Origin of the sequence: Erythrobacter sp. (genome assembly GCF_035194505.1) — a bacterium.
Classification (GTDB): Bacteria; Pseudomonadota; Alphaproteobacteria; order Sphingomonadales; family Sphingomonadaceae; genus Erythrobacter.
The window spans coordinates 3023300-3048616 of record NZ_CP136573.1; the positions used below are offsets into that span (position 1 = coordinate 3023300).

19 protein-coding genes and 1 tRNA gene are annotated in these 25317 nt (G+C 66.2%); 5 read left to right on the forward strand and 15 right to left on the reverse strand.

Features of this window, described 5'->3' with window-relative positions:
* Positions 1 to 85 precede the first annotated feature (85 nt).
* A complete protein-coding gene (locus tag RSE14_RS14535) occupies positions 86 to 217 on the reverse strand; it encodes an Entericidin EcnA/B family protein (protein WP_324074845.1) in 132 nt (43 codons plus the stop codon).
* Between the two features lie 45 nt (positions 218 to 262).
* A complete protein-coding gene (locus RSE14_RS14540; RefSeq protein ID WP_324074846.1) occupies positions 263 to 1186 on the reverse strand; it encodes a DMT family transporter in 924 nt (307 codons plus the stop codon).
* 65 nt (positions 1187 to 1251) lie between these two features.
* Between RSE14_RS14540 and RSE14_RS14545 the strand changes: the two genes are divergently transcribed.
* Positions 1252 to 1494 carry a hypothetical protein gene (locus RSE14_RS14545; RefSeq protein ID WP_324074848.1) on the forward strand — a complete coding sequence of 81 codons (243 nt, stop codon included), beginning with the start codon at positions 1252 to 1254 and terminating at the stop codon, positions 1492 to 1494.
* 177 nt (positions 1495 to 1671) lie between these two features.
* On the opposite strand, the gene RSE14_RS14550 is transcribed toward RSE14_RS14545, so the two are convergent.
* Positions 1672 to 3219 carry a TadA family conjugal transfer-associated ATPase gene (locus tag RSE14_RS14550; protein ID WP_324074850.1) on the reverse strand — a complete coding sequence of 516 codons (1548 nt, stop codon included), beginning with the start codon at positions 3217 to 3219 and terminating at the stop codon, positions 1672 to 1674.
* 247 nt (positions 3220 to 3466) lie between these two features.
* Here RSE14_RS14550 and glmS point away from each other — a divergent pair, with 247 nt between their 5' ends.
* Together glmS and RSE14_RS14560 are read left to right on the forward strand one after the other, a co-directional pair.
* A complete protein-coding gene (gene glmS / locus RSE14_RS14555; protein ID WP_324074852.1) occupies positions 3467 to 5302 on the forward strand; it encodes a glutamine--fructose-6-phosphate transaminase (isomerizing) in 1836 nt (611 codons plus the stop codon).
* An 86-nt stretch (positions 5303 to 5388) separates the two neighbouring features.
* Positions 5389 to 7743, forward strand: a complete 2355-nt coding sequence (locus tag RSE14_RS14560) for a putative bifunctional diguanylate cyclase/phosphodiesterase (RefSeq protein WP_324074854.1) — start codon at positions 5389 to 5391, stop codon at positions 7741 to 7743.
* A gap of 3 nt (positions 7744 to 7746) precedes the next feature.
* Here the strand turns inward: RSE14_RS14560 and purQ are convergent, their stop codons facing one another.
* Together purQ and purS are read right to left on the reverse strand one after the other, a co-directional pair.
* On the reverse strand, positions 7747 to 8436 hold the full coding sequence (purQ, locus tag RSE14_RS14565; protein WP_324074856.1) for a phosphoribosylformylglycinamidine synthase subunit PurQ: 690 nt from the start codon (positions 8434 to 8436) through the stop codon (positions 7747 to 7749).
* Positions 8437 to 8440: 4 nt separating this feature from the next.
* The gene (gene purS, locus RSE14_RS14570; RefSeq protein WP_324074858.1) at positions 8441 to 8689 is read right to left on the reverse strand and encodes a phosphoribosylformylglycinamidine synthase subunit PurS; all 249 of its coding nucleotides are present in this window, start codon (positions 8687 to 8689) and stop codon (positions 8441 to 8443) included.
* A 298-nt stretch (positions 8690 to 8987) separates the two neighbouring features.
* Between purS and RSE14_RS14575 the strand changes: the two genes are divergently transcribed.
* Positions 8988 to 11207: a TonB-dependent receptor gene (locus RSE14_RS14575; protein ID WP_324074861.1), complete on the forward strand. Its 2220-nt coding sequence runs from the start codon at positions 8988 to 8990 to the stop codon at positions 11205 to 11207.
* A gap of 71 nt (positions 11208 to 11278) precedes the next feature.
* Here RSE14_RS14575 and RSE14_RS14580 read toward each other — a convergent pair whose 3' ends face one another.
* The 8 genes from RSE14_RS14580 to infA all read right to left on the reverse strand — a co-directional run bounded on the left by RSE14_RS14580 (position 11279) and on the right by infA (position 19423).
* Complete coding sequence (locus tag RSE14_RS14580; protein ID WP_324074862.1) at positions 11279 to 14152, reverse strand: M16 family metallopeptidase; 2874 nt, start codon at positions 14150 to 14152, stop codon at positions 11279 to 11281.
* An 89-nt stretch (positions 14153 to 14241) separates the two neighbouring features.
* Positions 14242 to 16302: a DUF3857 domain-containing transglutaminase family protein gene (locus RSE14_RS14585; protein ID WP_324074864.1), complete on the reverse strand. Its 2061-nt coding sequence runs from the start codon at positions 16300 to 16302 to the stop codon at positions 14242 to 14244.
* Between the two features lie 114 nt (positions 16303 to 16416).
* Positions 16417 to 17220, reverse strand: a complete 804-nt coding sequence (purC, locus tag RSE14_RS14590; protein ID WP_324074866.1) for a phosphoribosylaminoimidazolesuccinocarboxamide synthase — start codon at positions 17218 to 17220, stop codon at positions 16417 to 16419.
* A 39-nt stretch (positions 17221 to 17259) separates the two neighbouring features.
* Positions 17260 to 17334 (reverse strand) — tRNA-Phe (locus tag RSE14_RS14595).
* A gap of 130 nt (positions 17335 to 17464) precedes the next feature.
* Complete coding sequence (locus RSE14_RS14600) at positions 17465 to 17647, reverse strand: DNA gyrase inhibitor YacG (RefSeq protein ID WP_324074868.1); 183 nt, start codon at positions 17645 to 17647, stop codon at positions 17465 to 17467.
* The gene (locus tag RSE14_RS14605) at positions 17644 to 18594 is read right to left on the reverse strand and encodes a ribonuclease E/G (protein WP_324074871.1); all 951 of its coding nucleotides are present in this window, start codon (positions 18592 to 18594) and stop codon (positions 17644 to 17646) included. Before RSE14_RS14605 ends, RSE14_RS14600 begins: the two co-directional genes overlap by 4 nt.
* Positions 18587 to 19159 carry a Maf family protein gene (locus RSE14_RS14610; RefSeq protein WP_324074873.1) on the reverse strand — a complete coding sequence of 191 codons (573 nt, stop codon included), beginning with the start codon at positions 19157 to 19159 and terminating at the stop codon, positions 18587 to 18589. The genes RSE14_RS14605 and RSE14_RS14610 overlap by 8 nt, the downstream gene beginning before the upstream one ends.
* 18 nt (positions 19160 to 19177) lie before the next feature.
* Positions 19178 to 19423: a translation initiation factor IF-1 gene (gene infA / locus RSE14_RS14615; RefSeq protein ID WP_007163491.1), complete on the reverse strand. Its 246-nt coding sequence runs from the start codon at positions 19421 to 19423 to the stop codon at positions 19178 to 19180.
* Between the two features lie 247 nt (positions 19424 to 19670).
* On the opposite strand from infA, the gene RSE14_RS14620 reads away from it, so the two are divergent.
* Entirely contained in the window at positions 19671 to 22967 is a 3297-nt protein-coding gene (locus RSE14_RS14620) for a TonB-dependent receptor (protein ID WP_324074902.1), read from the forward strand.
* A gap of 16 nt (positions 22968 to 22983) precedes the next feature.
* Here RSE14_RS14620 and RSE14_RS14625 read toward each other — a convergent pair whose 3' ends face one another.
* Together RSE14_RS14625 and RSE14_RS14630 are read right to left on the reverse strand one after the other, a co-directional pair.
* Positions 22984 to 23793 (reverse strand): esterase/lipase family protein, encoded by an 810-nt coding sequence (locus tag RSE14_RS14625; RefSeq protein WP_324074904.1) that lies wholly within the window; start codon positions 23791 to 23793, stop codon positions 22984 to 22986.
* Positions 23790 to 25274: a WS/DGAT/MGAT family O-acyltransferase gene (locus RSE14_RS14630; protein ID WP_324074906.1), complete on the reverse strand. Its 1485-nt coding sequence runs from the start codon at positions 25272 to 25274 to the stop codon at positions 23790 to 23792. Before RSE14_RS14630 ends, RSE14_RS14625 begins: the two co-directional genes overlap by 4 nt.
* Between the last annotated feature and the right edge of the window lie 43 nt (positions 25275 to 25317).

The following is a 25317-nucleotide window of genomic DNA, read 5'->3' on the forward strand; positions in this document are numbered from 1 at the left end:
ACGCGGTTGCTGCCGGGCTGGGCATGGCCAGAAGCGCCCGATATGCGCTTCCGGCGAACAACATCATCCTCGTCTATAGAGCCGCTTAATCAATCGCGCGCTTGCCTGCGCGGCCGACCGACTTGATGTCGTCCCCCAGCCCGTCGACCGTGTTGCAGGCGGTGGTCGTGACCGTCAGGGCGGCGAGCGCCACGGCGAAAATCGTTTTGCGAATCATGAGAGGCTCCAATCGTTCAAGGCTTCAACGCGCGAGGCTAGGCCCTTATTCCTGACCCGCGCGTGAAGCGCTGGCCAGACCCTTTGCGAGACGCCGTTCGCGCCATGCGATGATCACCCCTGCGGCAATGATCAACGGCGCGCCAAGCCACAGGCTGGCGGGTGCGGCGCGGTCGAAGACGTAATAGCCATATACGCTCGCCCACAGCAGCGAGGTGTAGTCCATCAGCAGGATCACCGCCGCCGAGCCGAACCGCAGCGAGGTGGTGAGCAGCATCTGCGCGCCCCCGCCGACTACTCCCATGCCGAGGATCAGCGCCCAGGTGAGCGGATCGTGGCTCGCCATCACGAAGGGCAGGGCCAGCGCGGCGACTGGGGTCGTCAGCGCGGCGAACCAGAAGACGATGCTCCACGGGTTTTCGGTGGTGTTGAGATCCTGCAACTGGAAGCTGATGAGCGCGACCATGAAGGGCGCGACGAGGCCCACCGCCACGCCCGCCAGCGTCACGCCTTCATGCGCGGTGCCGAAAGGCTGCATCACCACCAGCACGCCCGCAAAGCCGATCCCCACCGCGCCCCAGCGCCACGGGCCGATGCGCTGGCCGAACAGGGCGATGGCGATCAGCACAGCAAAGATCGGCGCGGTAAAGCCCAGCGTCGTCGCTTCGGCCAGCGGCAGCAGCAGCACCGCGCCATAGGTGAAGATCATGCCGAACAGGCCCGAGGCCGCGCGCCGTCCGTGCGCCCCGAGGCGCTTGGTGCGCAGCAAGGCGATCCGGCCGGTGATGGCGAGCCCTGCGCCCAGCAGGATCATGGTGATGAGCTGGCGCCAGAAGATCAGCTCGACCAGATGCGCGCCGCGCTCTCCTGCGAGCTTCACCAGCATCGCCATCGTCGCCAGCGCGAAGGCGGCAAGCAGCCGCACGAACAGCGCGAGCAGCGGGCGGGGGCGGGCGATCGAGCCATCCATCGCCCGATGGCTTGGCCGAGGCGCGAGGCTTGTGCAAGCGCGCACAGCCCCTACATCAGCGCGCCATGAACCTGTTCGCGCAATTTGCCCTGCTCAGCGATGCCGCCCAGCTTGCCGCGGTGGGGGGCGCGTTCTGGGCCTTTGCTGCGCTGGCGATGCTGATGGAGCGCCGCCGCGCCCGCCGCCGCGATGTGGCACGGCTGGAGCAGGTGGGCTGGGTGCCGTGGACCGGCCTGTTCATGATCGCCGCGATCATCGGCGGCGGATGCCTGGCGATGAGCCTGCCGGTGGTGTTGGGGAGTTTGTAGAATTACCCCTCCGTCACGCGCCAGCGGCACGTGCCACCTCCCCATTGCTAGGCAACAGGGAGGGACTGAAGAAGCAACCTCTATCGACAGGTAACCGGACCCGAAGGGTCCGCAAGGCCGAACGGCCGCCGGCCGGTTAGGCCGAAAGATCCGGGCCGGAGGGTCCGGATCGGCGTGTCAGAGACACGCCTCCAAGTAAGCCTGGTCAAACCCGAACTGGCGCGCCTTTTCGAGCGTGTAGGGGCGCAGGCCCGAGGCGCGGAATTCGCCGAGGATCTTCCCGTCGTCGGTCTCGTCGAGATATTCGAACTTGAACAGCTCCTGCGTCACGATCACGTCGCCTTCCATCCCGATCACCTCGGTGATGTTGGTGGTGCGGCGCGAGCCGTCGCGCAGACGCTTCACCTGCACGATCAGATCGACCGATTCGGCGATCTGGCGGCTGATGGCTTCCTTTGGGATCTTGATGTCGCCCATCAGGATCATGTTCTCCATACGGCCAAGGCACTCGCGCGGGGAGTTGGCGTGGAGCGTACACATCGAGCCGTCGTGACCGGTGTTCATCGCGGCGAGGAGGTCGAAACACTCCGCGCCGCGGATTTCGCCCAGGATGATCCGGTCAGGACGCATACGCAGGGCGTTCTTCACAAGGTCGCCGATGGTGATCGCGCCCTGGCCTTCAAGGTTCGGCGGGCGGGTTTCGAGCGGCAGCCAGTGCGGCTGCTGCAGGCGAAGTTCCGCCGCGTCTTCGATGGTCAGCACGCGCTCGCCCGGGTCGATCATCTTCGACAGGGCGTTGAGCATGGTCGTCTTACCCGAACCAGTACCGCCCGAGATGACGATGTTCATCCGGCACGCGCCCGCGATCTTCAAGGCGGTGCACATCTTGTCCGACATCGAGCCGAAGTCGCGCAGCATATCGAGCGTGATCGGCTTTTCGGAAAACTTACGAATCGAGATCGCGGTGCCGCGCAAGGACAGCGGCGGGACGATCACGTTCACGCGGCTGCCGTCCTTGAGGCGGGCGTCAGCCAGCGGCGTGGTCTGGTCAACGCGGCGGCCGACCTGGTTCACGATGCGCTGCGCGATCGAGAACAGGTGCTGTTCGTCGCGGAAGCGGATCGGGGCGAGCTGGAGCTTGCCCTTCTTTTCGATGTAGGTCTGATCCGGCCCGTTGACCATGATATCGGACACGTCGGGATCGTTGAGCAGTTCTTCGAGCGGGCCGAAGCCCAGCAGCTCGTCGATCAGCACCTTTTCCAGCGCGAATTGCTCGCGGCGGTTGAGGGTGACCTTGAGCTCGGCCAGCACTTCGAGAATGATCGGGCGGAATTCCTCGGAGAGTTCCTCCTTGGACAGCGTCGCCGCCGCTTCGGGATCGACGCGTTCGAGCAGGCGCGGGAGCACCTGTTCCTTGATCTCGTGGACGCTGGCTTCAAAGCCGCCGACTTCCGAATTGCCTTCGTTGACCGAAGTCATGCGTTCGTTGAGGCGGTCCATCGCCTCTGCGCTGGAGGCCGGCCGCGAGGGTGCGGCGGGGGCAGCGGACGGCGCCGGAGCGACGCGTTCGGCCGAGCCTTCGCCCGGGATCGGCGGGAATTGTTCGCCACCGCGCGGGGCGACGCCGGGGACGCCGGCCCCCTTCATCGGACGCGCGACCCCGAAAGCAGGCCTTGCGCCCGGCTTCAGTCCGCCAGCGTTGCCCTTCTTGCCGAATGCGCTCATTCCCAGCCCCCAAGGCTCATAAATCTGTTCCACCCGTCTTTCGCCATTGAAGCGAAGGGTATCTTCCGAAAAATGGTGAATATTGGGGAAAGCTTATTTTTTCCCTAAAGCCGTCAGGCTCGCCTGCGCGGCTGTATCAGACTGGTGCGCGCGGGCAGCCGAGGCATCGCTTGCGGCACGCAGGCCCTTGCCGAACAGGCACTAATGGCTAGAGCGGCACTCGGGCAGCAGAAGGGACGATAGGCCTATGTGCGGAATCATCGGGATTGTTGGCAGCGCCAGCGTGGCGGACCGGCTGGTCGATGGACTGAAGCGCATGGAATATCGCGGCTATGACAGCGCCGGGATCTGCACGCTGCACGATGGCGCGCTGGTGCGCCGCCGGGCGGAGGGCAAGCTCGCCAATCTGGCCGCGGTGCTGGCGGGCGATCCGGCCCCCGGCCTTGTCGGCATTGCGCATACCCGCTGGGCCACCCACGGCGCGCCGACTTCGGCCAATGCCCACCCCCATGCGACCGGCGAAGTGGCGATCGTCCACAATGGCATCATCGAGAACTACAAGGAATTGCGCGCCGAGCTCGCCGCCAAGGGCCGCAAGTTCGAGAGCGAGACCGATACCGAGATTGTCGCGCACCTGATCTCCGAAGAGGTGGAGAACGGCGCCGATCCGGAAACGGCGGTGCGCACCGTGCTGCCGCGCCTGCGCGGAGCCTTTGCGCTGGCGATTGCGTTCCGTCAGCACCCGGACCTCCTGATCGGCGCGCGTCTCGGCTCGCCGCTGGTGCTGGGCTATGGCCCCGAAGGCGCCGAGGCGGAGATGTATCTCGGCTCCGATGCGCTGGCGCTCGCCCCGCTGACCCAGCGCATCGCCTATCTCGAAGAGGGCGACTGGGTGGTGGTGCGCCGCGATTGCGCGCAGATCTACGATGCCGAGAACCGGCCCGTCACCCGCGAGATCCGCGCCTCGGGCGCTTCGGCGGCGGCGGTGGAGAAGGGCAATTACCGCCACTTCATGCAGAAGGAGATCTACGAGCAGCCCACCGTGGTGGCGCAGACGCTCGCCTCCTATCTGCGCCGCTCGGACAATTCCGTGGCGCTGCCGCAGATCGATTTCGACCTGTCGCAGATCCGCCGCCTCACCATCGTCGCCTGCGGCACCTCCTTCTATGCCGGGATGGTGGCGAAGTACTGGTTCGAGCAGTTCGCCCGCGTGCCGGTGGACATCGATGTGGCGTCCGAGTTCCGTTACCGCGAGCCGGTGCTGGAAGAGGGCGGCCTGGCGCTGTTCATCTCGCAGAGCGGCGAGACCGCCGATACGCTCGCCGCGCTCAGGCATTGCAAGGCCAATGGCCAGACCATCGCGGTGGTCGTCAACGTGCCCACCAGCACCATGGCGCGCGAGGCCGATCTGCTGCTGCCGACCCACGCCGGGCCGGAAATCGGCGTCGCCTCGACCAAGGCCTTCACCTGCCAGCTTGCCGTGCTCGCGGCGCTCGCGGCCCATATGGCGGTGAAGAAGGGCCGGCTGTCGCGCGAACAGGAGGCGGAGATCGTCCACCACCTGCTCGAAGCGCCCGCTGCCCTCAACGCCGCGCTCGATCATGATGATGATATCGCGGCGATGGCGCACCTTATCGCGCCGGCCCGCGATGTGCTCTATCTCGGGCGCGGGCAGGACTATCCGCTGGCGCTGGAAGGCGCATTGAAGCTGAAGGAAATCAGCTACATCCACGCCGAAGGCTATGCTGCGGGCGAGATGAAGCACGGGCCCATCGCCCTCATCGACGAAGCCGTGCCGGTGGTGGTGATCGCGCCGTCGGGCCCGCTGTTCGAAAAGACCGTCTCCAACATGGAGGAAGTGCGCGCGCGCGGCGGGCAGGTGGTGCTGATTTCCGATGGCAAGGGCCTTGCCGAAGCGGGCGAGGGCTGCATCGCGACGATCGAGATGCCGGTGGTCCACCCGCTGATCGCGCCGCTGGTCTATGCGATTCCCGTCCAGCTGCTGGCCTATCACGTGGCCCTGGTAAAAGGCACGGATGTCGACCAACCGCGCAATCTCGCCAAGTCGGTGACCGTTGAATAAGCCCTCAGGGTGCTGTTAACTATCGCCTTTCGGGATTAGCGGGGGAATTTACCGCAATCTAACCTTTGGCAGTTAAGGTTGCTCTTGTGACCGAACTGCCATCCCCCAATAGCGCCACCCGACCGGCTGATTTGCCGGTCTCGGCCGTGCTTGGCCTGTCGGACAAGGGCGATTACGACTGGGCGCGCCTGCGCGGTCTGCAATATCCCGCGCTTGCCAAGCTGGCCTTCTATCGCACCTTCACCCAGGCGATTCTCGCGGTGTTCGTGGCGCAAATCTTTGTCGCCGAGGTGGGCCTCATCGGCATGGGCCTGTGGATGGCGGTGATGGCGATCGTGCACTGGCACGGCACCCGAGTCGACCTTGCGCTGGCCGATGTCGACCGGCGGCGGGTCACCCGCGCGGAATTCATGCGGCAGGCAAACACTGCCGTGCTCTCGGCCCTCGTGTGGGGCGCGGCCATCGTCATCTTCCCCTTCTTCGGCGATCCCGGCGATCTGATGGCGATGCTGATGGTGGTGGCGATCCTCGTGTCGGGATCGGTGTTCTTCTACACTGCCGCGCCATTCGGGATTGTCTGCTTCATCGGCATCATCGGTGTGTCCACCGTGCTCCACTTCGCCTTTGCGGGCCTGTGGCTGGGCGCGGTGGGCGCGGTGCTGTTCACCATCGTCGCGCTGCTCGGCACGGTCGAGGTCGGGCGCACCTTCCTGACCGCGCGCTTCGCCGAAGCGGCCGTGGTGGAGAAGGAAGAGGTCGTCTCGCTGCTGCTGCGCGAGTTCGAGGAGAACGAGGCCGACTGGCTGTGGGAGATCGATACCACCCGCCGTCTGCGCTCGGTGTCGCCGCGCTTCGCCTATGCGCTGGGCCGTCCTCAGGTCGAGGTCGAGGGGATGCCGCTGCTCGAGCTGGTGGCGGGGCGCAACTGGGATACCGGGCAATTCCCGCCCAGCCTTCACGATCTGGCCGAGCGGCTCAAGAACCGCGAGAATTTCTCCAATATCCTCGTGCAGGTCTCGATCCTGGGCGAGGAGCGCTGGTGGGAGCTTTCGGGCACCCCGATCCGCGATGATCGCGGGCGCTTTATCGGTTTCCGCGGCGTCGGCTCGGATGTCACCGAACAGCGCAAGTCGTCGGAAAAGATCGCGTTCCTTGCGCGCTTCGATACGCTCACCCAGCTGCCCAACCGCCTGCAACTGACCGAGGGGCTGGGCGAGGCGCTGCGCTATGCCGAGCAGTGGCGCACGCGCTGCGCATTGCTGATGGTGGATCTCGACCGCTTCAAGTCGGTCAACGATTCGCTCGGCCACATGACCGGCGACAAGCTGCTGGCGCAGGTGTCGGCGCGGCTCAAATCGCTGATGGGCGAAAACCAGCTGTGCGGCCGTCTGGGCGGCGACGAATTCGCGATCGTGATCCGCGATCTCTCCAAGGCCGACGAGATCAACACGCTCGCCCGGCTGGTGATCGATCAGCTGTCCGAACCCTATCAGGTCGATCAGCACACGCTTTATGTCGGCGCCAGCGTCGGCTCGGCGATGGGTCCGCGTGACGGGCGCACGGTCGAGGAACTGATGCGCAACGCCGACCTTGCGCTCTACCGCGCCAAGGATGCGGGCGGGGGCGAGCATTGCCGCTTCGAGCCGATGCTCCACGCCTCCGCCGAGGAACGCCGCCAGCTCGAAGTCGCGCTGCGCAAGGCGCTGGGCCGCGACGAGATGGAGCTGCACTATCAGCCGGTGGTCGATTCGCGCAGCGAGACTGTGGTCAGCTTCGAGCCGCTGGTGCGCTGGAACAGCACCGATCACGGCTTTGTCAGCCCCGGCAAGTTCATCCCGCTGGCCGAGGATACCCGCCTGATCGTGCCGATCGGCAAGTGGGTGATGCGCAAGGCCTGCGAGGAAGCGCGCAACTGGCCCGAGCACGTCAAGGTCAACGTCAACGTCTCGCCCGAACAGCTGCTAGAACCCGGCTTCCATCAGGAAGTGGTCGAAGCGCTGGCGGCGAGCGGCCTGCGCCCCGAACGGCTTGAAGTGGAAGTGACCGAGAGCATCTTCCTGCGCGATGCGAGCGTGGCCCGCAATGCGCTGGAGCAGGTCATGGCGCTGGGCTGCTCGGTCGCGCTCGACGACTTCGGGACGGGCTATTCCTCGCTCGGCTACATCCGCAAGCTCAAGTTCTCGACCATCAAGGTCGATCGCACCTTCGTGCAGGGCGCAGCGCAAGGCAGTGCGGAAAGCCTCGCGATCATCAACGCGGTGGTCGCCATGGCCAAGAGCCTCGACATGACCACCACGGCAGAAGGCGTGGAAACCGCCGAGGAAGCCGAACTGATCCGCAACCTCGGCTGCGACAAGATCCAGGGCTATTACTTCGGCCGCCCGATGGCGAGCATCGAAGCGCAGCGCCTGTTCAACAACCCGCGCATTCTGCGGGCGTAAGGCTTACGCGCTGGCGAGCGCGCCGAGGATATTCTCGAACAAGCGCCGACCATCGGCCCCGCCAAGCGCGGCCACGGCTGCCGGTTCGATCGCGCGTTCGGGGTGCGGCATCATGCCCAGCACCCGGCCATTGGCGCTCAGCACCCCGGCAATATCGCGCGCCGAGCCATTGACGGCCTCGGCATAGCGGAAGGCAACGCGGCCTTCGCCTTCGAGCCGGTCGAGCGTCTCGGCATCGGCAAAGTAATTGCCATCGTGGTGGGCGACGGGGATGTGCAGGGTCTCGCCCCTCACAAAGCCGCTGGTGAACATCGTGTCGGTGTTCTCTGCCGTCAGCGCGACGGTGCGGCAGATGAAGCGCTGGCCAGCATTGCGCATCAGCGCGCCGGGCAGCAGGCGCGCTTCGGTGAGCACCTGGAAGCCGTTGCACACGCCGAGCACCGGCACCCCGCGCTCCGCCGCCGCGACAATCGCGCGCATGATCGGGCTTTGTGCGGCCATCGCGCCGGAACGCAGATAGTCGCCATAGGAAAAGCCGCCGGGCAGGGCGATGAGATCAAGCCCGTCAGGCAGATCGGCATCGCCGTGCCACACGCGGATGGCCTTCTGGCCCGAGAGCGCCTCGAGGGCGCTTGCCATGTCCCGGTCGCAGTTGGAGCCCGGGAAGGTGATCACTGCGGCGCGGAAAGCCATGGCCTCAGGCTCCTTCGGTTGAGCCAGAAACTTCGATCGAGAAGTTCTCGATCACGGTGTTGGCGAGCAGCTTTTCGCACATCTGGGTGAGCGCGGCATGGTCGGTGCCGTCGGCGACATCGAGCTCGATCAGCCGGCCGATGCGCACGTCGCTGACACCATCAAAGCCGAGGCCTTCGAGCGCATGGTGCACCGCGCGGCCCTGCGGGTCGAGCACGCCGGGCTTCAATCGGACAAGAACACGGACTTTCATGGGGCGGGACTCCTCGCCGGGCGCTTAGGGATCTGGGCGCCGCTATAGCGCGAAGCGGGCGCGGCGCAATCGCCCCGCGCGTGATTGTGCACCGCGCGCGGGGGGCGGCGTTTGTCGCAGTCCGGTCGCATAGCGGGCAAACCTGTAACCTTGATGCAACATGCGCAAACATAGTGGCGCATCGGCGGGCTTGTGCGCTGCACAATTGCAAAGCCTTGTCGCAAATCTGCGCAGAAACTGCCAGCGGGGCGGCACCCGTTCCACTCTCCTTGTGATCATTCCGAAAGGGGCTTGTTCGATGTCTCAGCGTATCACTGCCATCCGCGCCGCATGGGCCGGTTCGACCATTCTGGCGGCGGCCTTTGCCTTTGCCGCACCTGCCGCGGCGCAGGATGCCGAAGCCACCGCCAGCGAAGAGGGCCAGCTGGCCACCATCATCGTCACCGCCAACCGCCGCGAGGAAAACCTCCAGGACGTCGCGGTGTCGGCCGAGATTCTCGATCAGCAGCGCATCGACACGATCTTCAGCGCCTCGGGCGATGTGACGGCGCTCGCCGGTTCGGTTCCGGGCCTCAACGTCGAAAGCTCGAACGGCCGTGTCGCCCCGCGCTTCTATATCCGCGGCCTCGGCAACACCGATTTCGATCTCGCCGCCTCGCAGCCGGTCTCGGTGCTGCTTGACGATGTCGTGATGGAGAACGTCACCCTCAAGAGCTTCCCGATCTTCGATGTCGAGCGCGTCGAAGTGCTGCGCGGCCCGCAGGGCACGCTGTTCGGCCGCAACACCCCGGCCGGGATCGTCAAGGTCGACAGCATCAAGCCGGGTCAGGAAATGGACGTGCGCGCCGGCCTGTCCTTTGCCAGCCTCGACACGATCACCCTGAGCGGCGCGGTCGGCGGACCGCTGATCGAAGACAAGCTTGCCTTCCGTGTCGCGACCCAGTTGCAGCGCCGCGGCGACTGGATCGACAACGGCTTCACCAACCAGAAGAACGTGCTGGGCAGCTTCACCGATTTCGCCATCCGTGGCCAGCTGCTGTTCACCCCGACCGAGCGGGCGAGCATCCTTGCCTCGGTCAACTTCCGTGATCTCGACGGCGCTTCGACCTTCTTCCGCGCCAACGTGCTCGGGCCGAACAACAACAACCTCAACGCCAATTATGATCGTGGCACCGTGTTCTACGATGGCGGCGGCGGCAACCGGGTGAACTACAAGCAGTTCGGCGCGACGCTGACTGCGGCCTATGAATTCGACGGCGCGACGCTCACCTCGATCACCAGCCGCTGGACCACTGATGGTTCGGGCCGCGGCGATATCGACGGCGGCTTCGGCGCCGTGTTCCTGCCGCGCATGGGCCCGGGCTTCATTCCCTTCCCGTCCGATACGCAGGATTCGATCGATCTCAAGCAGACCACGCAGGAGGTGCGCCTCGCCTCGAACGGCGATGGTGCGCTCAGCTGGCAGATCGGCGGCTTCTATTTCGACAGCGATTTCGACGTCACCACCGTCGGCTTCACCTTCCCGCCGCCGGCCACCGTCAACCACACCAACGAAGCCTGGGCGGCGTTCGGCCAGCTGTCCTACCAGCTCACCGACATGCTCAAGGTCACCGGCGGTCTGCGCTACACCGACGACCAGAAGGACTTCTTCGTGCGCACCGGCGCGCCGCAAGCGCGCAGCGTGGGTGACAGCCGCCTGAGCTGGGACCTCGCGGTGTTTGCCGATCTGTCGGATGATGCCAGCGTCTATGCTAAGGTCGCCAACGCCTTTCGCGCGCCGACCATCCAGGGCCGTGACGTCGCCTTCTTCGGTGCGCCCTCGATCGCGCAGTCGGAAAAGATCACCTCGTGGGAAGCCGGCTTCAAGACCGAGCTGGCCGATCGCAAGGTGCGTCTCAACGGTGCGGTGTTCTACTACACTGTCGAAGATCCGCAGTTCACCGCTGTCGGCGGTGCGGGCAACCTCGTCCAGCTGATCAACGCCAACAAGGGCGAGGCCTATGGCTTCGAACTCGACAGCGCCTTCCAGATCACGCCGAACTTCCTTGTGACGCTGGGCATGGCCTACAACAACACCGAGATCCAGGATCCCAACCTTGCGGTGGGCATCTGTGCGCAGTGCAACGTGACCGATCCGACCCGCGTGATCGGCGGCAGCACCCGCGCGCTGATCGACGGCAATCCCTTCCCCAACGCGCCCGAGTGGAGCGGCGATTTCACTGCGCGCTACGGCATTCCGATGGGTGACAGCGGCGAGTTCTTCATCTTCACCGACTGGACCTACCTCGGCGAGACGAACTTCCTGCTTTACACCAGCCGCGAATTCAACGCCGGGAGCCGCATCGAAGGCGGCCTGCGCGTCGGCTATTCGGGCGGCAATGGCGAGTGGGAACTGGCGGCCTTCGCCCGCAACATCACCAATGAAGACAACGTGCTGGGCGTGATTGATTTCAACAACAACACCGCCTTCGTCAACGAACCGCGCGTCATCGGCGTGTCGTTCAACGTCAACTACTGATCGCTCAGGCGACCAACAAAAAGGCCGGCAGGAGCGATCCTGCCGGCCTTTTTTGTTGCGCGTGCGGGGGGCTATTTCGTTTCCGGCACCACCGAGACCTGCACCGCGCCGCCCGGAGCGAGCCATTTGGCGGCGGTCGCCTGAAGCTCTTCGGGCGTGATCGCGCGGATCAGATCGGGCGAGGCGAACCAGCGGTCGATCCGCGCCGGATCGCTCTGGGCTCTGGCGGCGAGGCCCATCCAGCCGCCCAGATCCTTCAGGGCATTGTCATAGTCCTCGAGCAGCGGGCGCCGCGCGCGTTCGATCATGTCGGCTGACGGCGGGGCATCGCGCAGGGCAGCGACCACCGCCTCGACCGCCGCGCGCGCCTTGTCGGCCTGTGCGACATCGACCGAGACCGAGAGCGTGAAGGTGCCGAAATCGCGGTAGATGCGGCTGTTGGAGGCTCCGGCCGAGGGCGAATAGGCCTGCCCCAGCTCCTCGCGCAGCTTTTCGGTCAGCGCGATGCGGGCAACCCGGGCGAGCAGACCCAATCGCAGGGTCTGGGCGAGATCGCTGTCGTCGGTGGTGGGCCAGGTCCATTGCAGCTGCGCCTGATCGGCCTCGCCCTTGTGGGTGATGGTGCGCGGGGCCCGGGTGGCGGTGAAGGGGCGGGTGCGCGCCTCCTCGCGCGGCAGGAATTCGGCCTCGCGCTGAGGCAGCGCGCCGAGCGTAGCCGCCACGGCGTCAATCGCGGCCTGTTCGTCGAAATCGCCCACCAGCGCCAGCTCGATCGCGCCCTTGGCGAGCCGGTCGCCGATGGCATCGCGCAAGGACGCATAGTTCAGCGCGAGGAAGGCTTCCTTGGGCTGGAGCGTGAAGCGAGGATCATTGTCCGACAGGATGCCGCCCAGCGCCGATCCCAGCGCACGGCCGGGGGTGGAATCGAGCGTGGCGAAGTAATTGTCGAGCCCCTTGCGGAACCGCTCCTCGCCTTCGGGGCGATAGCCCGGATCGGTGAGGGTCGCAGCGAGCACCTGCATCTGGAGGGCGAGATCGCGCTTGGTGATATTGCCCGAGGTGGTGAAGGCATCCGCCGCGCTGGCGATGCCGAAGCCGACCGAGCGGCCCGCGAGCACGCTCGAAAGCTCGTCGCGGCTGTGCTTGCCGAGCCCGCCCAATGCGAGCGAATCGACCAGCGCCACGCGCATCGGCGCTTCGCTGGTGTTCATCAGATCGCCCCCGTCCACCGCGAGGGTGAAGGCAATGCGGTCCTCGCGCAGGGTGGTCTGTTTGAGGGTCAGGCGCACGCCGTTGGCAAAGCGGATCTGGCGCAGGCCAAGGCGCGGTTCGGTGGTGTCCGAGACAATTGTGCCGGGCGCGCCGAAGTCCTGATAGGCAAAGGCCAGCGGGCCGCTGTCGGCAGGCGCGGCGATGGGCAGGGCCATGGCTTCGGCATAGGCGCTGCGCAGGGCCGCCTCGCCGCCCGCAGGCGCGGTGCGGCCGGTGAAGCGGATCAGCGGATCATCCAATGGCACGGCATCGGCCTTGACTGCGTTCCACACGGCTTGCGGCGTGAGCGTGGGGGCAATCCGCTCGAACTCGGCGAGCTGCCATTGCGGGGTGGTGGGCACCCGCTCGTCGCTGGCGAGCGCGAGGGCTGCGCCCATGAAGGCGGAATGGCTGCGGGTCTCGGCTGCCTTGGCCGCGTCCTCATATCCGCTGCGCAGATTGGCGAGCTGTTCGTCGAGTTCCGCGCGGGTGAAGCCATAGGTCAGCGCCTCGTTGACGCTGCGGACGGCGGCGAGCACGCCCTTCTTCCATTCGCCATCGGCGCTATCGACGCTGATACTGGTGACCTGCGCATCCTCGAAGATGTCGCCCGTGCCGAAGCTCGCGCTGCGGAACGGCGCATCGCTGCCGATGGCAAGCCGCACGAGGCGGCGGTTGATGATGCCATAGCCGATCCGGCGGATGAGCGAGGCCTCGCGGTTGGCGATGGTGTCGGGCTCGTCGCGCCACGGGGCGAAGCGATTGATGGTGACGCTCTCGGACAGGGCCGGATCGAGATAGATGTCGGTGCGGCCCTTGGCGCCTGTGTCGATCGGCCCGGCGACCGGCTTGGTGGGCGCAGGCGCTGCGGCCCAATCGGCAAAGCGCGCGTTGATCGCTGCCTCGACGGTCTCGACCGGGATGTCGCCCACGACAACGACGGTGGTGTTGGCCGGCACATAGGTGCGGCTGTAGAGCCCGCGGATGCGATCCGCCCCGGCGTTCTCCAGCACCTCCAGCGTGCCGATCGGCAGGCGGCTGGCATAGCGCGCCTCGGGGGCGAGGAAGGCGACATTGTCCTCGTAATTGCGCTGCTGGTAGCCCGCGCGGTCACGCCTTTCGGCCAGGATCACGCCGCGCTCGCGCGCAACGGCGTCCTGCGAGATCGTCAACTCGCTCGCGGTTTCGCGCATCAGCATCAGCGCGGTGCCCAGCAGGGCCTCGTTGTTGCGCGGCAGGTTGAGCATGTAGGTGATCGCCTCGAAGCCGGTCGAGGCGTTGGTATCCGCCCCGAAGGCCAGCCCCTCGCGTTCGAGCAGCTTCACCATCTCGCCCTCGGGAATCCCCTTCGATCCGTTGAAGGCCATGTGTTCGAGAAAGTGCGAGAGGCCGCGCTCGTCATCGTTTTCCGCAAGGCTCCCGGAATCGATCCGCATCCGCACCATCGCCGTGCCCTGCGGGGTGGCGTTGCGGCGGATGATGTAGCGCATTCCGTTGGCGAGCCGCCCGTAGACGTAGGATTGATCCGCCGGGACATCGCTCTTCTCGAAGGCCCAGACCGGCGCGGGCGCGGCTTCGGCGCTGCCTGTCGCAGCCGCAGGGGCCGCCTCCTGCGCGGCAAGCGCGGTGGTGAGCGCCAGCGGCGAGAGGGCGAGCAGGAGCCCGGCAGAGAGCGCGCGGAAATGGGGCATCATGGCAGGCAGGGTATCCCGTAAAGAGGGTTTCGGACGCGGCAGACTAGCGCAATGCCGCAAGCTGTCAGCCCCGCATTGCGACAAAGCTGTCAGCGCTTGGGGAGAGGGGCGATGACGTCGGCCGGCAGGCACGGCGGATTGGCGGCGGCCCAGTCGATCTCCGCTACCGCCGGCACCGGTTTCAGCCCGCCCCACGGCTCGCCCATTTCGCCCGGACTGTAGGACAGGATCGCCATCGAGTTGTCGAAATCACCAAGCCGGGCATTGTCGCGCTCGGCCTTTTCCGGCGGGATCTCCAGCTGCTCCACCCGGTTCCCGCGCACAAGGCGCAGCGTCCGGTCGTCCTTGCGCAGCTCCATCATGCGATAATAGGTCTCGCCATAGAGCATGGTATCGAACACGGAGTTGAAGCCCCAATCGGCCACTTCGGTGCCCTGCGGCAGGCGCACCGTGGTGACGTGGCAGGTGTAATCGGGGGCCTGATAGAAGGGGATCGCGCCCGCGCCGGTTTCGCTGCGCTGGCGCCGGCCGGGCGGATTGAAGCCGCCGCCGGGCAGGCGGTAATAGCGCCCCTGCGCGCCTTCCTTTTCCCATTCCACCGGCCCTGTGCCGGTGATGGTGAGGATCGCCGCCTGGGTCGCGCGGTCATAGCGATATTTGACCGTGTCGATCCGGTCCCATGTCGATGAGCCGGTCAGCTGGCTCTTGAACGCCGTTTCCAGCTGGGCCGCGCTGACCGAGGAGAATTGCAGGTGCTGCCCCAGCCCCTCGGCCCCGCGCCGCACCGTGGTGAGGCTGATCGTGGCGGGCGTATCGAAGCCGGCGCTGGCGTCGATATCGAACAGCTCCATCACCTGCGGCAGGGCAAAGGGCTTGTCCGCCAGCCGTTCGAGTGCGGTGCCCTTGGCCGACAGCGGCAGCACCCATTGATAGGGCAGGAACGGCTCAGCCCGCGCTTCGATCACATCGGGCAGGGTCCCGTCGAGCCACAGCGTCTTGCCGCCCACCTTGGCGCGCACCAGCACGTGATCGAACATGCCCGGGTTGGCGAGCCGCTGGTCGAGCCCGTCGGTCGAGGCGGAATTGTTGACCAGCACAGCTTCGGCCGGGATGCCGAGTTCCGCCAGCAGCGCCAGCAGCATCACGGTCTTGCCCTTGCAGTCGCCGTAGCGCCGCTCCCATGTTTCGTCGGCACTGGCGGGCGTGAAATTGCCGCCGTTCAGCCCGACATAGACGTAGCGCACCTGCTGCTGCACCAGTTCGAGCGCGGCCTGCGCCTGCTTGACCGGATCGGGCGTGGAAGCGCGAATGGCCGCGGCTTCCTCGCGCAGCGGCGAATTGGGGGCGAGGGTGGATGCTGCGGCAAACAGGGTGTGGAACCGGCGCGAGACCGCCTGCCAGTCGGCAAAGTCCGAAAACTCGACGATCCGCGCCCATTCATAGCGCGGCGGGGCATCGCGCGGCGGGGTGAGCGGGGCGGGGTTGTCGACCGTGATGACGATGCGATTGGGCTCGCGCTTGACCAGCGGCGCCAGATCGGGGGTGATGAGGGTGCGCGGCGCCTGCCCGTCCTCCCACGACAGATCGAGCTTGTAGCGTCCGGGCGGCGGGCTTGGCCCCATGAACAGGAGCCCGTGGCTCGCCTCGCGCAGGGTCGCATCGTGCAAGGGGACGGAGTATTCGACCTCCAGATCATCGCCCACGCGCAGATCCGGCACGCGCAGCACCGCGGTGAGCATCCCGTCGAGCATCGCGGCTTCGAGCTGGTCTTCGCGGCGCAGGATTTCAAAGCCGGCCTTGGCGAGCACGTCGATCATCTGACCGCGGCGGTGGATCACCACCTTGTGCACCCGCGCCTCGCCCGCAGCCGGGTTCCAGCCGATCGCGATATTGCCGATTTCGAGCGCTTGCGGCTGGAGCACGCGGATCATCTGGCTGCTGAAAAGCTCGTGCCCGGTCGCAGTGAGGCGAACGAAGCTCGCCTGCCGCCGCAGGAAGGTTGTCCCTTGCGTATCGGGCGGCACGTCGAGCGGCTCGGAGAGGGTCGCCCACGTTGGGGCGGGGGCAACCGCGATGGCCTGCTGGGTCTGTGCCAAAGCAAGGCCCGACTGGGCCAGAAGCCCTGCCACCACCGCGGATTTCCAATACATGCAAACGCCCCCATGCTGGTCCGTCGGCAGGGCGGATAATGCCGCAGCGACAAGGACTTCGGTCAACCTATGCGAGGATCGCGAGGCTGTGAAGGGGGCTAATTCTGTTCGGGATTACTTCTTGAGCGGCGGGGGGCCACGCAGGCGCGAGCGGGCGTGCGACAGGTCGAACACCTCGCCCGGGCCATTGTCTTCCGCGCCCAGCAGGCCGAGGCGGCGGGCGACTTCGCGGTACGCCTCCTCCTCGCCGCCCAGATCGCGGCGGAAGCGGTCCTTGTCGAGCTTTTCGCCGGTCGCCATGTCCCACAGGCGGCAGCCATCCGGGCTGATCTCGTCAGCCAGGATTACGCGGCTGTAATCGCCATCGTAAAGTCGGCCGAATTCGAGCTTGAAGTCGACGAGGCGGATGTCGATCGCCGCGAACATCCCGCACAGGAAATCATTGATGCGGATCGCCATCGAGGACATGTCATGCATCTCCTCGTTGCTGCACCAGTTGAAGCAGGCGATGTGCTCTTCGGCCACCAGCGGATCGCCGAGCGCATCGTCCTTGTAGTAATATTCGATCAGCGTGTGCGGCAGCGGTTCGCCTTCGGGGATGCCGAGGCGCTTGGAGATGGAACCGGCTGCGACATTGCGCACCACCACTTCCAGCGGAATGATCTCGACCTGCCGGATCAGCTGCTCGCGCATGTTGAGGCGGCGGATGAAGTGGGTCGGGATGCCGATATGGCCGAGGCGGGTGAAGACATGCTCGCTGATGCGATTATTGATCACGCCCTTGCCCGCGATCGTGCCCTTCTTCTCGGCGTTGAAGGCGGTGGCATCATCCTTGAAATACTGGATGAGCGTGCCCGGCTCCGGGCCTTCGTAGAGGATCTTGGCCTTGCCTTCGTAGATCTTGGTGCGGCGGGACATCGGCACTTTCCCTTTGGGCGGTTGGCCCTTTTCAGCGAATGGTGCCCGAGGGCGGATTTGAACCACCGACACGCGGATTTTCAATCCGCTGCTCTACCCCTGAGCTACTCGGGCATTCGCTGCGAGCGACGGGATGAAGCCTTGCGGCTGCCCCGGCGAGCAAATGAGAGCGGCCCTATGGCGAAGGCGGCGGGGGTTGGCAAGGGGGATTTGTGGAAAGCGCGAGAGGAATATTGCGCTGCGCTCAATCCTGCTCGCGCCAATCCTCGCGGGCGAGTTCCTCGGGATCGGCGGGAGGGCCGGGAACCGCATAGGAATCGGAGAACCAGCGCGCCAGATCGCGATCCTTGCAGCGCTGCGAGCAGAAGGGGGTGAAGGCCTCGCTGCGGGCCTTGCGGCAAATGGGGCAGGTGCGGGATTTTGTCATGCCGCCACGATCTGCGCGCTCGGCGCTTCGAGTGCAAGGCCGGGATCGCTCTCCACGCGCACCTCGCGGCCCGTGCGGCGGGTGAGCTCGGCGAGCCATTCGGGCTTCAATTTGGCTTTCAGCGCCGGATGCACCCGCAATTCGAGCACCGGGCCGTGGCCTTGCGCCTGTTCGGCCACCCGCAGGGCATGGCGCGCGCACATTCCGGTGCGCGAAGTCGCGAATCGGTGCAGCAGAGAGGGGCCTTCGAGCCGCGCGACCAGCTGGACGAAGCCGAAGCCGTTCATCGCGGTGCGTTCATGCGGCCAGTCGGCCAGCTCCACGTCGAGCGCGGCGTCCACCGCCTTGCGCTCGGCCTTGTCCTGAATGGTCGGGAAGTCGATGCCGATATTGCCGCCGATATCGAACCAGCGCAGCGCCTGTCCGATGGCGGGGATGGCGGCCAGCGCCAGATCGCGGGGGCTGCCGTTGCCGTCGATGTCGATCACCGTCATCGCAGGCGTGGTGCTGACAAGGATGCTGCCGCCCGCAAAGGCGATCTCGCCCGCGCTGGCGGCGTGCCACACCTCGTCCCACAGCCCGGCGGGAAAGCGGTGCAGGGTTTGGCCTTCGGGGAAGGCGGAGACCGGCGCATCGCTGCCCGCCACCCGCGCCTGCGCACGCTTCAGCCGCCCGCGTTCGGCAATGGGTGCGCGGGTGATCACGCAGTCGAGCTGCTGGCCCTCGGTCACATTGGCGGGCAGGTGATCGACCAGCGCCTCTGCGCCATTGTCCAGCCGCACAATCCCGCGACGTTTGCCCGCAAGTTTGGTGACAAGCTGGCCCGAGACCCGCGCCCCGACGACCAGTTCACCCGGCCATTGGATGCGGGCGGCGAGCACATTGTCGCCTTCGACCAGCAACGCGCGGGTCTCGCCGATGCCGTGCTCGATCAGCCACTCAGCCAATGGAGAAACCCGCTCCCTTGAGCAGCGCGCGGGTGTGATAGAGCGGCAGGCCCATCACGCCCGAATGGCTGCCCCTGATCCACGCGATGAGGCCTTCCGCAGGGCCCTGAATGGCATAGCCGCCGGCCTTGCCCTGCCATTCGCCGCCAGCGAGATAGGCGGCGATTTCCTCTGGCGAGAGGCGCTTGAAGCACACCACGGTTTCATCGAGCCGCTCGCGCAAACTGCCGTCGGGCGCGCGCAGGACGACGCTGGAGAGCACCTGATGCCGCCGCCCGCTCATCAGTTCGAGACAGGCGCGCGCTTCATCCTCTGTCTCGGTCTTGGGCAGGATCCGGCGGCCGACCGCGACCACGGTATCGCCCGCCAGCACGAAGCCGGGCGCCTCCACCGCAGACGCCTTCTCGCGGCCCATGCGAAGGGCATAGGCGCGGGGCAGTTCGCCCTTGAGCGGGGTCTCGTCGATATCGGCTGGCACCACGGCATCAGGGGCAAGACCCAGCCGCGCGAGCAATTCGCGCCGCCGGGGCGAGGCTGATGCCAAGGTTAGATGGTGAGAGCCCATGTGGTGGGCCCGTGGCCCTTATTGCGGGCCGGGGCCGCCGCGACCCGGCATGAAGCGATAGGTGATGCGCGCCTTGGTGAGATCGTAAGGGGTCAGCTCGCACAGCACCTCGTCACCCACCAGCACGCGGATGCGGTTCTTGCGCATCTTGCCTGCGGTGTGGCCGAGCACTTCATGGCCGTTTTCAAGCTCCACCCGGAACATCGCATTGGGCAGCAATTCAACCACGCGCCCGCGCATTTCGAGGAGTTCTTCCTTGGCCATGAAATTCCTTTGTGTGTGCAGTGTGTCTATGACGCGGCGCACAATACGCCGGTCGAAATTCAAGCGCGCTTTAGCGATGCGGGAACCAAAAGGGAAGGCTCCAGCTTTAAGGGCCGCGCGATGTCTGATTCGGGGCCTGATTTCGGGCGACATATGCAGGGTTTGCGGACGCACCGCGTTCCTGCCCCGAACACCCGGGACCGGTAATAGCCGGCCCGAGACGATTTTTATGATTTGAAGGGACACCATGAACCTCTCGCCGCTCTCCCGCGCTCTCTTGCGCGCCGGCACCTGCGCTGCCAGCCTTGCTGTTGCCATGCCGGTGCTCGCCAGCGCCAACACCGCCCTTGGCGAGACGACCCAGCCCCAGCCGGTGGCCGTCCCGCAGCCGACGGCGGACGAAGAGCCTGACAGCGCCAGCGGCACGGCTGTCTCCGGCGACCAGATCATCGTCAGCGGCAAGCGTATCCGCGGCCAGCTGCTGGTCGAACAGGCCCCGCTGCTCCAGCTCGATGAAGCCGCGATTGCCGCCGAGGGCGTGACCTCGATCACCGATCTCATCGCCCAGATCAGCGCGCAGACCGGCTCGGCCCGCGGCCGCGGGGGCGGCGGCATGCCGGTGATCCTGGTGAACGGCATCCGCATCGGTTCTTTCCGCGAATTCGCCTCCTATCCGCCCGAGGCGCTCGCGCGGGTCGAGGTGTTCCCTGAAGAAGTCGCCCAGCGCTTCGGCTTTCCGCCTGATCGCCGCGTCATCAACCTGATCCTCAAGGAAAACTACTCCAACCGCGAAGTCGAGCTGGAGTTCGAAACCCCCTCGCGCGGGGGCCTTACCCGCACTGAGCAGGATTTCGGCACGCTGCGCATTGCCGATGGCGGGCGCTTCAACGTCGATTTCGAGATCAGCGATTCCTCGCTGCTGACCGAAGACGAGCGCGATGTGCGCCAGACGCCGGGTTCGGTCTCCACTGTGCCGGGTGATCCGGCGCAGGCCGAATATCGCAGCCTTGCTGCCGACACCTTCGGGCTTGAAGGCAATGTCAGCTGGGCCAAGGCCTATATCGAAAGCGGCACGGCGCTGAGCGCCAACCTGAATTACCAGCGCAACGAAACCCGCAGCCTCGACGGTCTCAACACCGTGGTGCTGACGAGCAATCCGGCGGTGCCGGGCATCACCCGCACCTTCGGCGAGGACACGCCGCTCGCACGCCGCAATTCGACCGATCGCTTCTCGACCGCGGGATCGCTGACCAAGCCGGTCAATTCCTTCCGCCTCACCACCACTTTCGATGCCTCGCTGACCGAGAGCGAGACCGAGATCGACCGCCGCTTCGACACGCGCGGGCTCGTCAATGCCGCGCTGGCCGGCACGCTTTCGCCCACCGGTCCGCTGCCGACCGATGCCGATGCCGGCTTCGATATCGCCCGCAGCCGCAACATTACCGGCCAGTCGCGCACCACGCTCGAAGGGCCGCTGGGCGAGCTTCCGGCAGGCGAAGTGCTGGCGACCTTCGATGCCGGACTCGACTGGCAGCAGATCGAGAGCAGCGACACCCGCAGCAATCAGAACGTCACTCTGACGCGCCGTAACCTTTCGACCGGCGCCAACGTGGTGATCCCGATCACCAGCCGCCGTGCGGGCGTGGCCGATGCGCTGGGCACCTTCACGCTCAACCTGCAGGCGGGGATCGAGGATCTCAGCGATTTCGGCGTGCTGGGAGACTGGAACGCGGGGCTCAACTGGTCGCCGGTTGACGGGCTGGACCTATCGGCCACCTATATCTTCCGCGAGGTTGTACCGGGTCTGGGCGCGCTGGGCAATCCGGTGATCACCAATTTCAACGTGCCGGTGTTCGATTTCACCCGCGGCGAGACTGTGCTGGCCGATGTCACCACCGGCGGCAATCCCGCGCTTCCGGCGGAAACGCAGCGCGACTGGAAGTTTGCTGCCAACTGGTCGCTGCCGTTCTGGGAAAACACCCGTCTGACAGTGGAGTATATCCGCAACCGTTCGGACAATGTGGTGAGCGCCTTCCCGCAGATCACGCCCGAGATCGAGGCGGCCTTCCCGGGCCGTGTCACCCGCGATGCGACGGGCCGCCTGACCGCGGTTGACCGGCGTTCGGTGAGCTTTGCCGAGACGCGGGCGAACCGGGTGCAGTTCATCTTCTCGACCAATGGCAGCATCGGCGCACCGGCTGGCGGCGGCTTTGGCGGCCCCGGCGGCGGTCGTCCGGCGGGCGCGGGCGGGCCTCCTGCAGGCGCAGCGCCAGCAGCAGCGACCCCGGCTCCGCCGACCACTGGCCCAGCGCCTGCGGCAGGTGCAGCGCCTGCGGCAGGTGCAGCGCCTGCGGGCGGCCCGCCGCGCTTCGGTGCCGGCGGCATGCCGAGCCCTGAGCAGCGCGAGCAGTTCATGGCCTTCCGCACCCGGCTGTGCGCCGATGATGGCCTCGCCTTCCTCGAAAAGCTGGTCGCCGCGATTGACAGCGGCGCGGACCTTTCGGCCGAATTCCCCGGGATCGACCCGTCGCGCCTCGCGCCGATGCTGTCGCGCCTGCGGGGTGAGGACGGCAAGGTCGATCCGGCCCGTCTGGCAAGTTTCCGCACCCGCATCTGCAGCTTCGATCCGTCGATGATGATGGGCGGCGGCGCACCGGGCGGGGCACCGGCTGGCAGCGGCGCTCCGGCCAGAGCACCCGGCGGCGCACCCGGCGGTGCGCCGGGCAGTGCGCCTGCGGCCAATCCGCAGCTTGCCGCTTTCCGCGAGCGGGCTTGCGGCCCTGACGGCACCAAGGCGATTGCCGAGCTGATCGGCAAGATCGAGCGCGGCGAGGATGTCTCGGCCGAGATGCCCGGCGTCGATCCGGCCTTCATCAAGATGGCGATCGATCGTTCGCGCGCGCCCGATGGCACGATCCCGCCCGAAGCGCTGGCCCAGTTCCAGCAGCGCTTCTGCGCGATGATGCCCGCTCCTGCACAGGCAGGCGGTGCGCCTGCGGCTGGCGGCGGCGCTCCGGCGGGTGGGCCTCCGGCCTTCAACCCGCTGGCGGGCGGCCGCAACATGCAGGGCTTCCGCTACTTCGTGAACCTCACTCATGCGATCGAGCTCGACAACGAGATCCTGATCGCCAACGGCCTCAATCCGCTCGACCAGCTTGACGGTCAGGCGACCGGGGCCTTCGGCCTGCCGCGCCATTCGAGCCGGCTTGAAGCGGGTCTGTTTGGCAAGGGCGTGGGCTTCCGCCTTTCGGGCATCTACACCGGCACCACCCGCATCGACGGTTCGGGCCTGCCGGGCAGCACCGATCTGTTCTTCGACGATATCGTCACCTTCAACCTGCGCATCTTCGCCAATATCGGCGAGATCACCGGCAAGAACGAAGGCTTCCTGAAGGACACCCGCGTGTCCCTGCGCGCCGACAACCTGTTCGATGCCCAGCGCCGCGTGCGGGACGAGGCCGGCAACACGCCGATCAACTACCAGCCCTTCCTGATCGATCCGATCGGGCTTTATGTCGGGCTGGACTTCCGGAAGCTGTTCTAGGGCCTGCGCCCGCGCATCAGTCTAGGCTGGTGCGCGGGAACATCCATTGATGGGTGGGTGCGGGCGCGAAGGGCTGCCATTTTCCCTCGGCCTGTGCCAGCCTGTCGGCAATGGCGACCATCACGCTCGGGTTGACGCCGAGGCCGCAATGGCTGGCGTGGACTTCGATATTCTCGGTCGGGTGGCCGCCGCTCGCCTTGTCGGGGTGCTGCACCGAGCCGCGCCAGTGGACGATCCCGTCGGTGCGGGTGAAGACCGAGGTGGTCGGCACCGGCGGCGCCTGATCGAGCCCGCGGAACCGCCCGCCCTGCATCGGCTCGGGCTCCTTGCCGTTGAGAAACTCGAACAGGCGCGCGGCATTGGTGTGGCCGCGATCATCCGAAATCGGACTGCCGAGGCTGATCACCAGCCGCACCTTTTCCGGGTGGAGCTTGGCAAGCTCGCGCGCCAACACCCCGCCAAGGCTCCAGCCGACCAAAGAGACCTTGCGGCCGCTCTTGTCGAACAGCCCTGTCAGCTGCTTTTCGAGCCGCATCAGCAGTGCATTATCGACCTTGATATTGCGCCCCGAGGCCCAGCCATGCGCGTCATAGCCGAGCCGGCCGAGCACGCCGCGCATCGGCACGGTCGAGGAATTCGACGCCATGAAGCCCGGCAGGGTCATCACTGCATGGCCATCACCCTTGGGTAGGGCAGCCATCAACGGGCGCGCCGCATAGAACAGGCCAAGCTCGAACATCGCGCGGCCTTCCGCCAGCGTCCAGAAGCGGTGCGGCGGCTCTGCGGCCCGATCCGGCCCATGTGTCATAGCGATGCTGGCCATCATTGTTTCTCCTGGGATTTGCGACCCGTCTTCGCGGGCTGTTTTCTGGTTTTCTTGGGAGCGGCGGCTTCGGGCGAAGCCACGCCCCGCGCGACGGCGAGCAGGTCGTCGAACGAGTCCTGCAAGCACTGCGAATAGAATTCGGGATCGGGCAGGATGTCCCGGCAGGCGGTGAAGCTGATATAGGCTTCATCGACATAGGACTGCACGACATGGGCAAGGCCGAGGCCGTCGGTCAGGCAGATCAGCGAGAGCGACATGCTCTCAAGCCGCGCGCCGCTCGAATAGATGTGCACCGGCGGACCGGGCACGTTGGTCACCACCGTATTGAACGGCATCGCCAGCCGGTGCGCGAGGCTGACGCGGCTGAACAATTGCGCCCCCAGCGCCATGTAGAACAGCGGGTTGACCTTGCTCACCTCGGTCATCCGCCGCGCGCCCAGCGCGTTGGTCATCGCCTTGGAATTGTTGGTCTGGCTGTAGACATAGGCGAGCCGTTCGGCCGGATCGGCAATATGCGTGCCGAGCGGGGCGATCATCGCGGCGACCTGGTTGCCCATGTCGCCCTTCTCGTCCGATGCGCGCACCGAAATCGGCGCCATCGCCGTCATGGTGCTTTTGGGCAGATCGCCCTTGGCCGACAGGTACTTGTTGAGCGCCCCGCCGATCACCGCGATGGCAACGTCATTGACCTTGGCCTCCGGCAGCAGCGCGCGGATCGCCTTGAATTCCTTGAGATCGAAGGTGCGCCCCTCGACCACGCGGTGCGGCGAGATGGTGCGGTTGAAGCGCGTGCGCGGCGGGACAAGATCGGTGCTGAGCTTGAACTCGCGCGCCACCAGCCCCTTGATCACGCCCGCCACCCCCGGCACCGCCTTGGCCGCGACCTGCGCCTGCTTCAGCGGATTGAGCAGCGCGTTGACATAGGATTTGCCGAGCAGCTCGACAGGGCCGGGAACGCGCTCGGGCTTCCACGTATCGGGCTTGGCCGGCGGCCCGGCATCGGGGGTGAGCGTGTGGAGCGCCTCCATCAGATCGATGCCGCTCATCCCGTCGATCGCGGCATGGTGGACCTTGGTGACGAAGGCAAAGCAGCCGGGCGGATAGCCTTCCACCGCATCGAGCCCCTCGACCACTGTGAACTCCCACGGGGGCCTGTTCAGATCCAATGGGCGGGCATGGATGCGCGCGGCCTGGATGCACAGCTGGCGCCAGTCACCGGGCTTGGGCAAGGCGACATGGCGCACGTGATATTCGAGATCGAAATCGGGATCCTCGATCCAGTAGGGATAATCGAGATCGAAGGGCACGCGCACCAGCCGCTGGCGCATCGTGCGCGACAATTGCATGCGCGATCCGATGAACTGGAGAATGTCCTTGAACCGGACGAAGCCCCCCGGGGCTGTCGCCGGATTATAGATCAGGACGGAGCCGATATGCATCGGCGAATTCGGCGATTCCAGCGCAACGAACGAGGAATCCATGCCTTGCAACTGCCGCAAGGGTCTCTCCCGCTGGCCGACCTGC

Coding starts and splice junctions, on each gene's coding strand:
- RSE14_RS14535 (WP_324074845.1), bottom strand. CDS start 217: ATGATTCGCAAAACGATTTTCGCCGTGGCGCTCGCCGCCCTGACGGTC.
- RSE14_RS14540 (WP_324074846.1), bottom strand. CDS start 1,186: ATGGATGGCTCGATCGCCCGCCCCCGCCCGCTGCTCGCGCTGTTCGTG.
- RSE14_RS14545 (WP_324074848.1), top strand. CDS start 1,252: ATGAACCTGTTCGCGCAATTTGCCCTGCTCAGCGATGCCGCCCAGCTT.
- RSE14_RS14550 (WP_324074850.1), bottom strand. CDS start 3,219: ATGAGCGCATTCGGCAAGAAGGGCAACGCTGGCGGACTGAAGCCGGGC.
- glmS (WP_324074852.1), top strand. CDS start 3,467: ATGTGCGGAATCATCGGGATTGTTGGCAGCGCCAGCGTGGCGGACCGG.
- purQ (WP_324074856.1), bottom strand. CDS start 8,436: ATGGCTTTCCGCGCCGCAGTGATCACCTTCCCGGGCTCCAACTGCGAC.
- purS (WP_324074858.1), bottom strand. CDS start 8,689: ATGAAAGTCCGTGTTCTTGTCCGATTGAAGCCCGGCGTGCTCGACCCG.
- RSE14_RS14575 (WP_324074861.1), top strand. CDS start 8,988: ATGTCTCAGCGTATCACTGCCATCCGCGCCGCATGGGCCGGTTCGACC.
- RSE14_RS14580 (WP_324074862.1), bottom strand. CDS start 14,152: ATGATGCCCCATTTCCGCGCGCTCTCTGCCGGGCTCCTGCTCGCCCTC.
- RSE14_RS14585 (WP_324074864.1), bottom strand. CDS start 16,302: ATGTATTGGAAATCCGCGGTGGTGGCAGGGCTTCTGGCCCAGTCGGGC.
- purC (WP_324074866.1), bottom strand. CDS start 17,220: ATGTCCCGCCGCACCAAGATCTACGAAGGCAAGGCCAAGATCCTCTAC.
- RSE14_RS14600 (WP_324074868.1), bottom strand. CDS start 17,647: ATGACAAAATCCCGCACCTGCCCCATTTGCCGCAAGGCCCGCAGCGAG.
- RSE14_RS14610 (WP_324074873.1), bottom strand. CDS start 19,159: ATGGGCTCTCACCATCTAACCTTGGCATCAGCCTCGCCCCGGCGGCGC.
- infA (WP_007163491.1), bottom strand. CDS start 19,423: ATGGCCAAGGAAGAACTCCTCGAAATGCGCGGGCGCGTGGTTGAATTG.
- RSE14_RS14620 (WP_324074902.1), top strand. CDS start 19,671: ATGAACCTCTCGCCGCTCTCCCGCGCTCTCTTGCGCGCCGGCACCTGC.
- RSE14_RS14625 (WP_324074904.1), bottom strand. CDS start 23,793: ATGATGGCCAGCATCGCTATGACACATGGGCCGGATCGGGCCGCAGAG.
- RSE14_RS14630 (WP_324074906.1), bottom strand. CDS start 25,274: ATGGATTCCTCGTTCGTTGCGCTGGAATCGCCGAATTCGCCGATGCAT.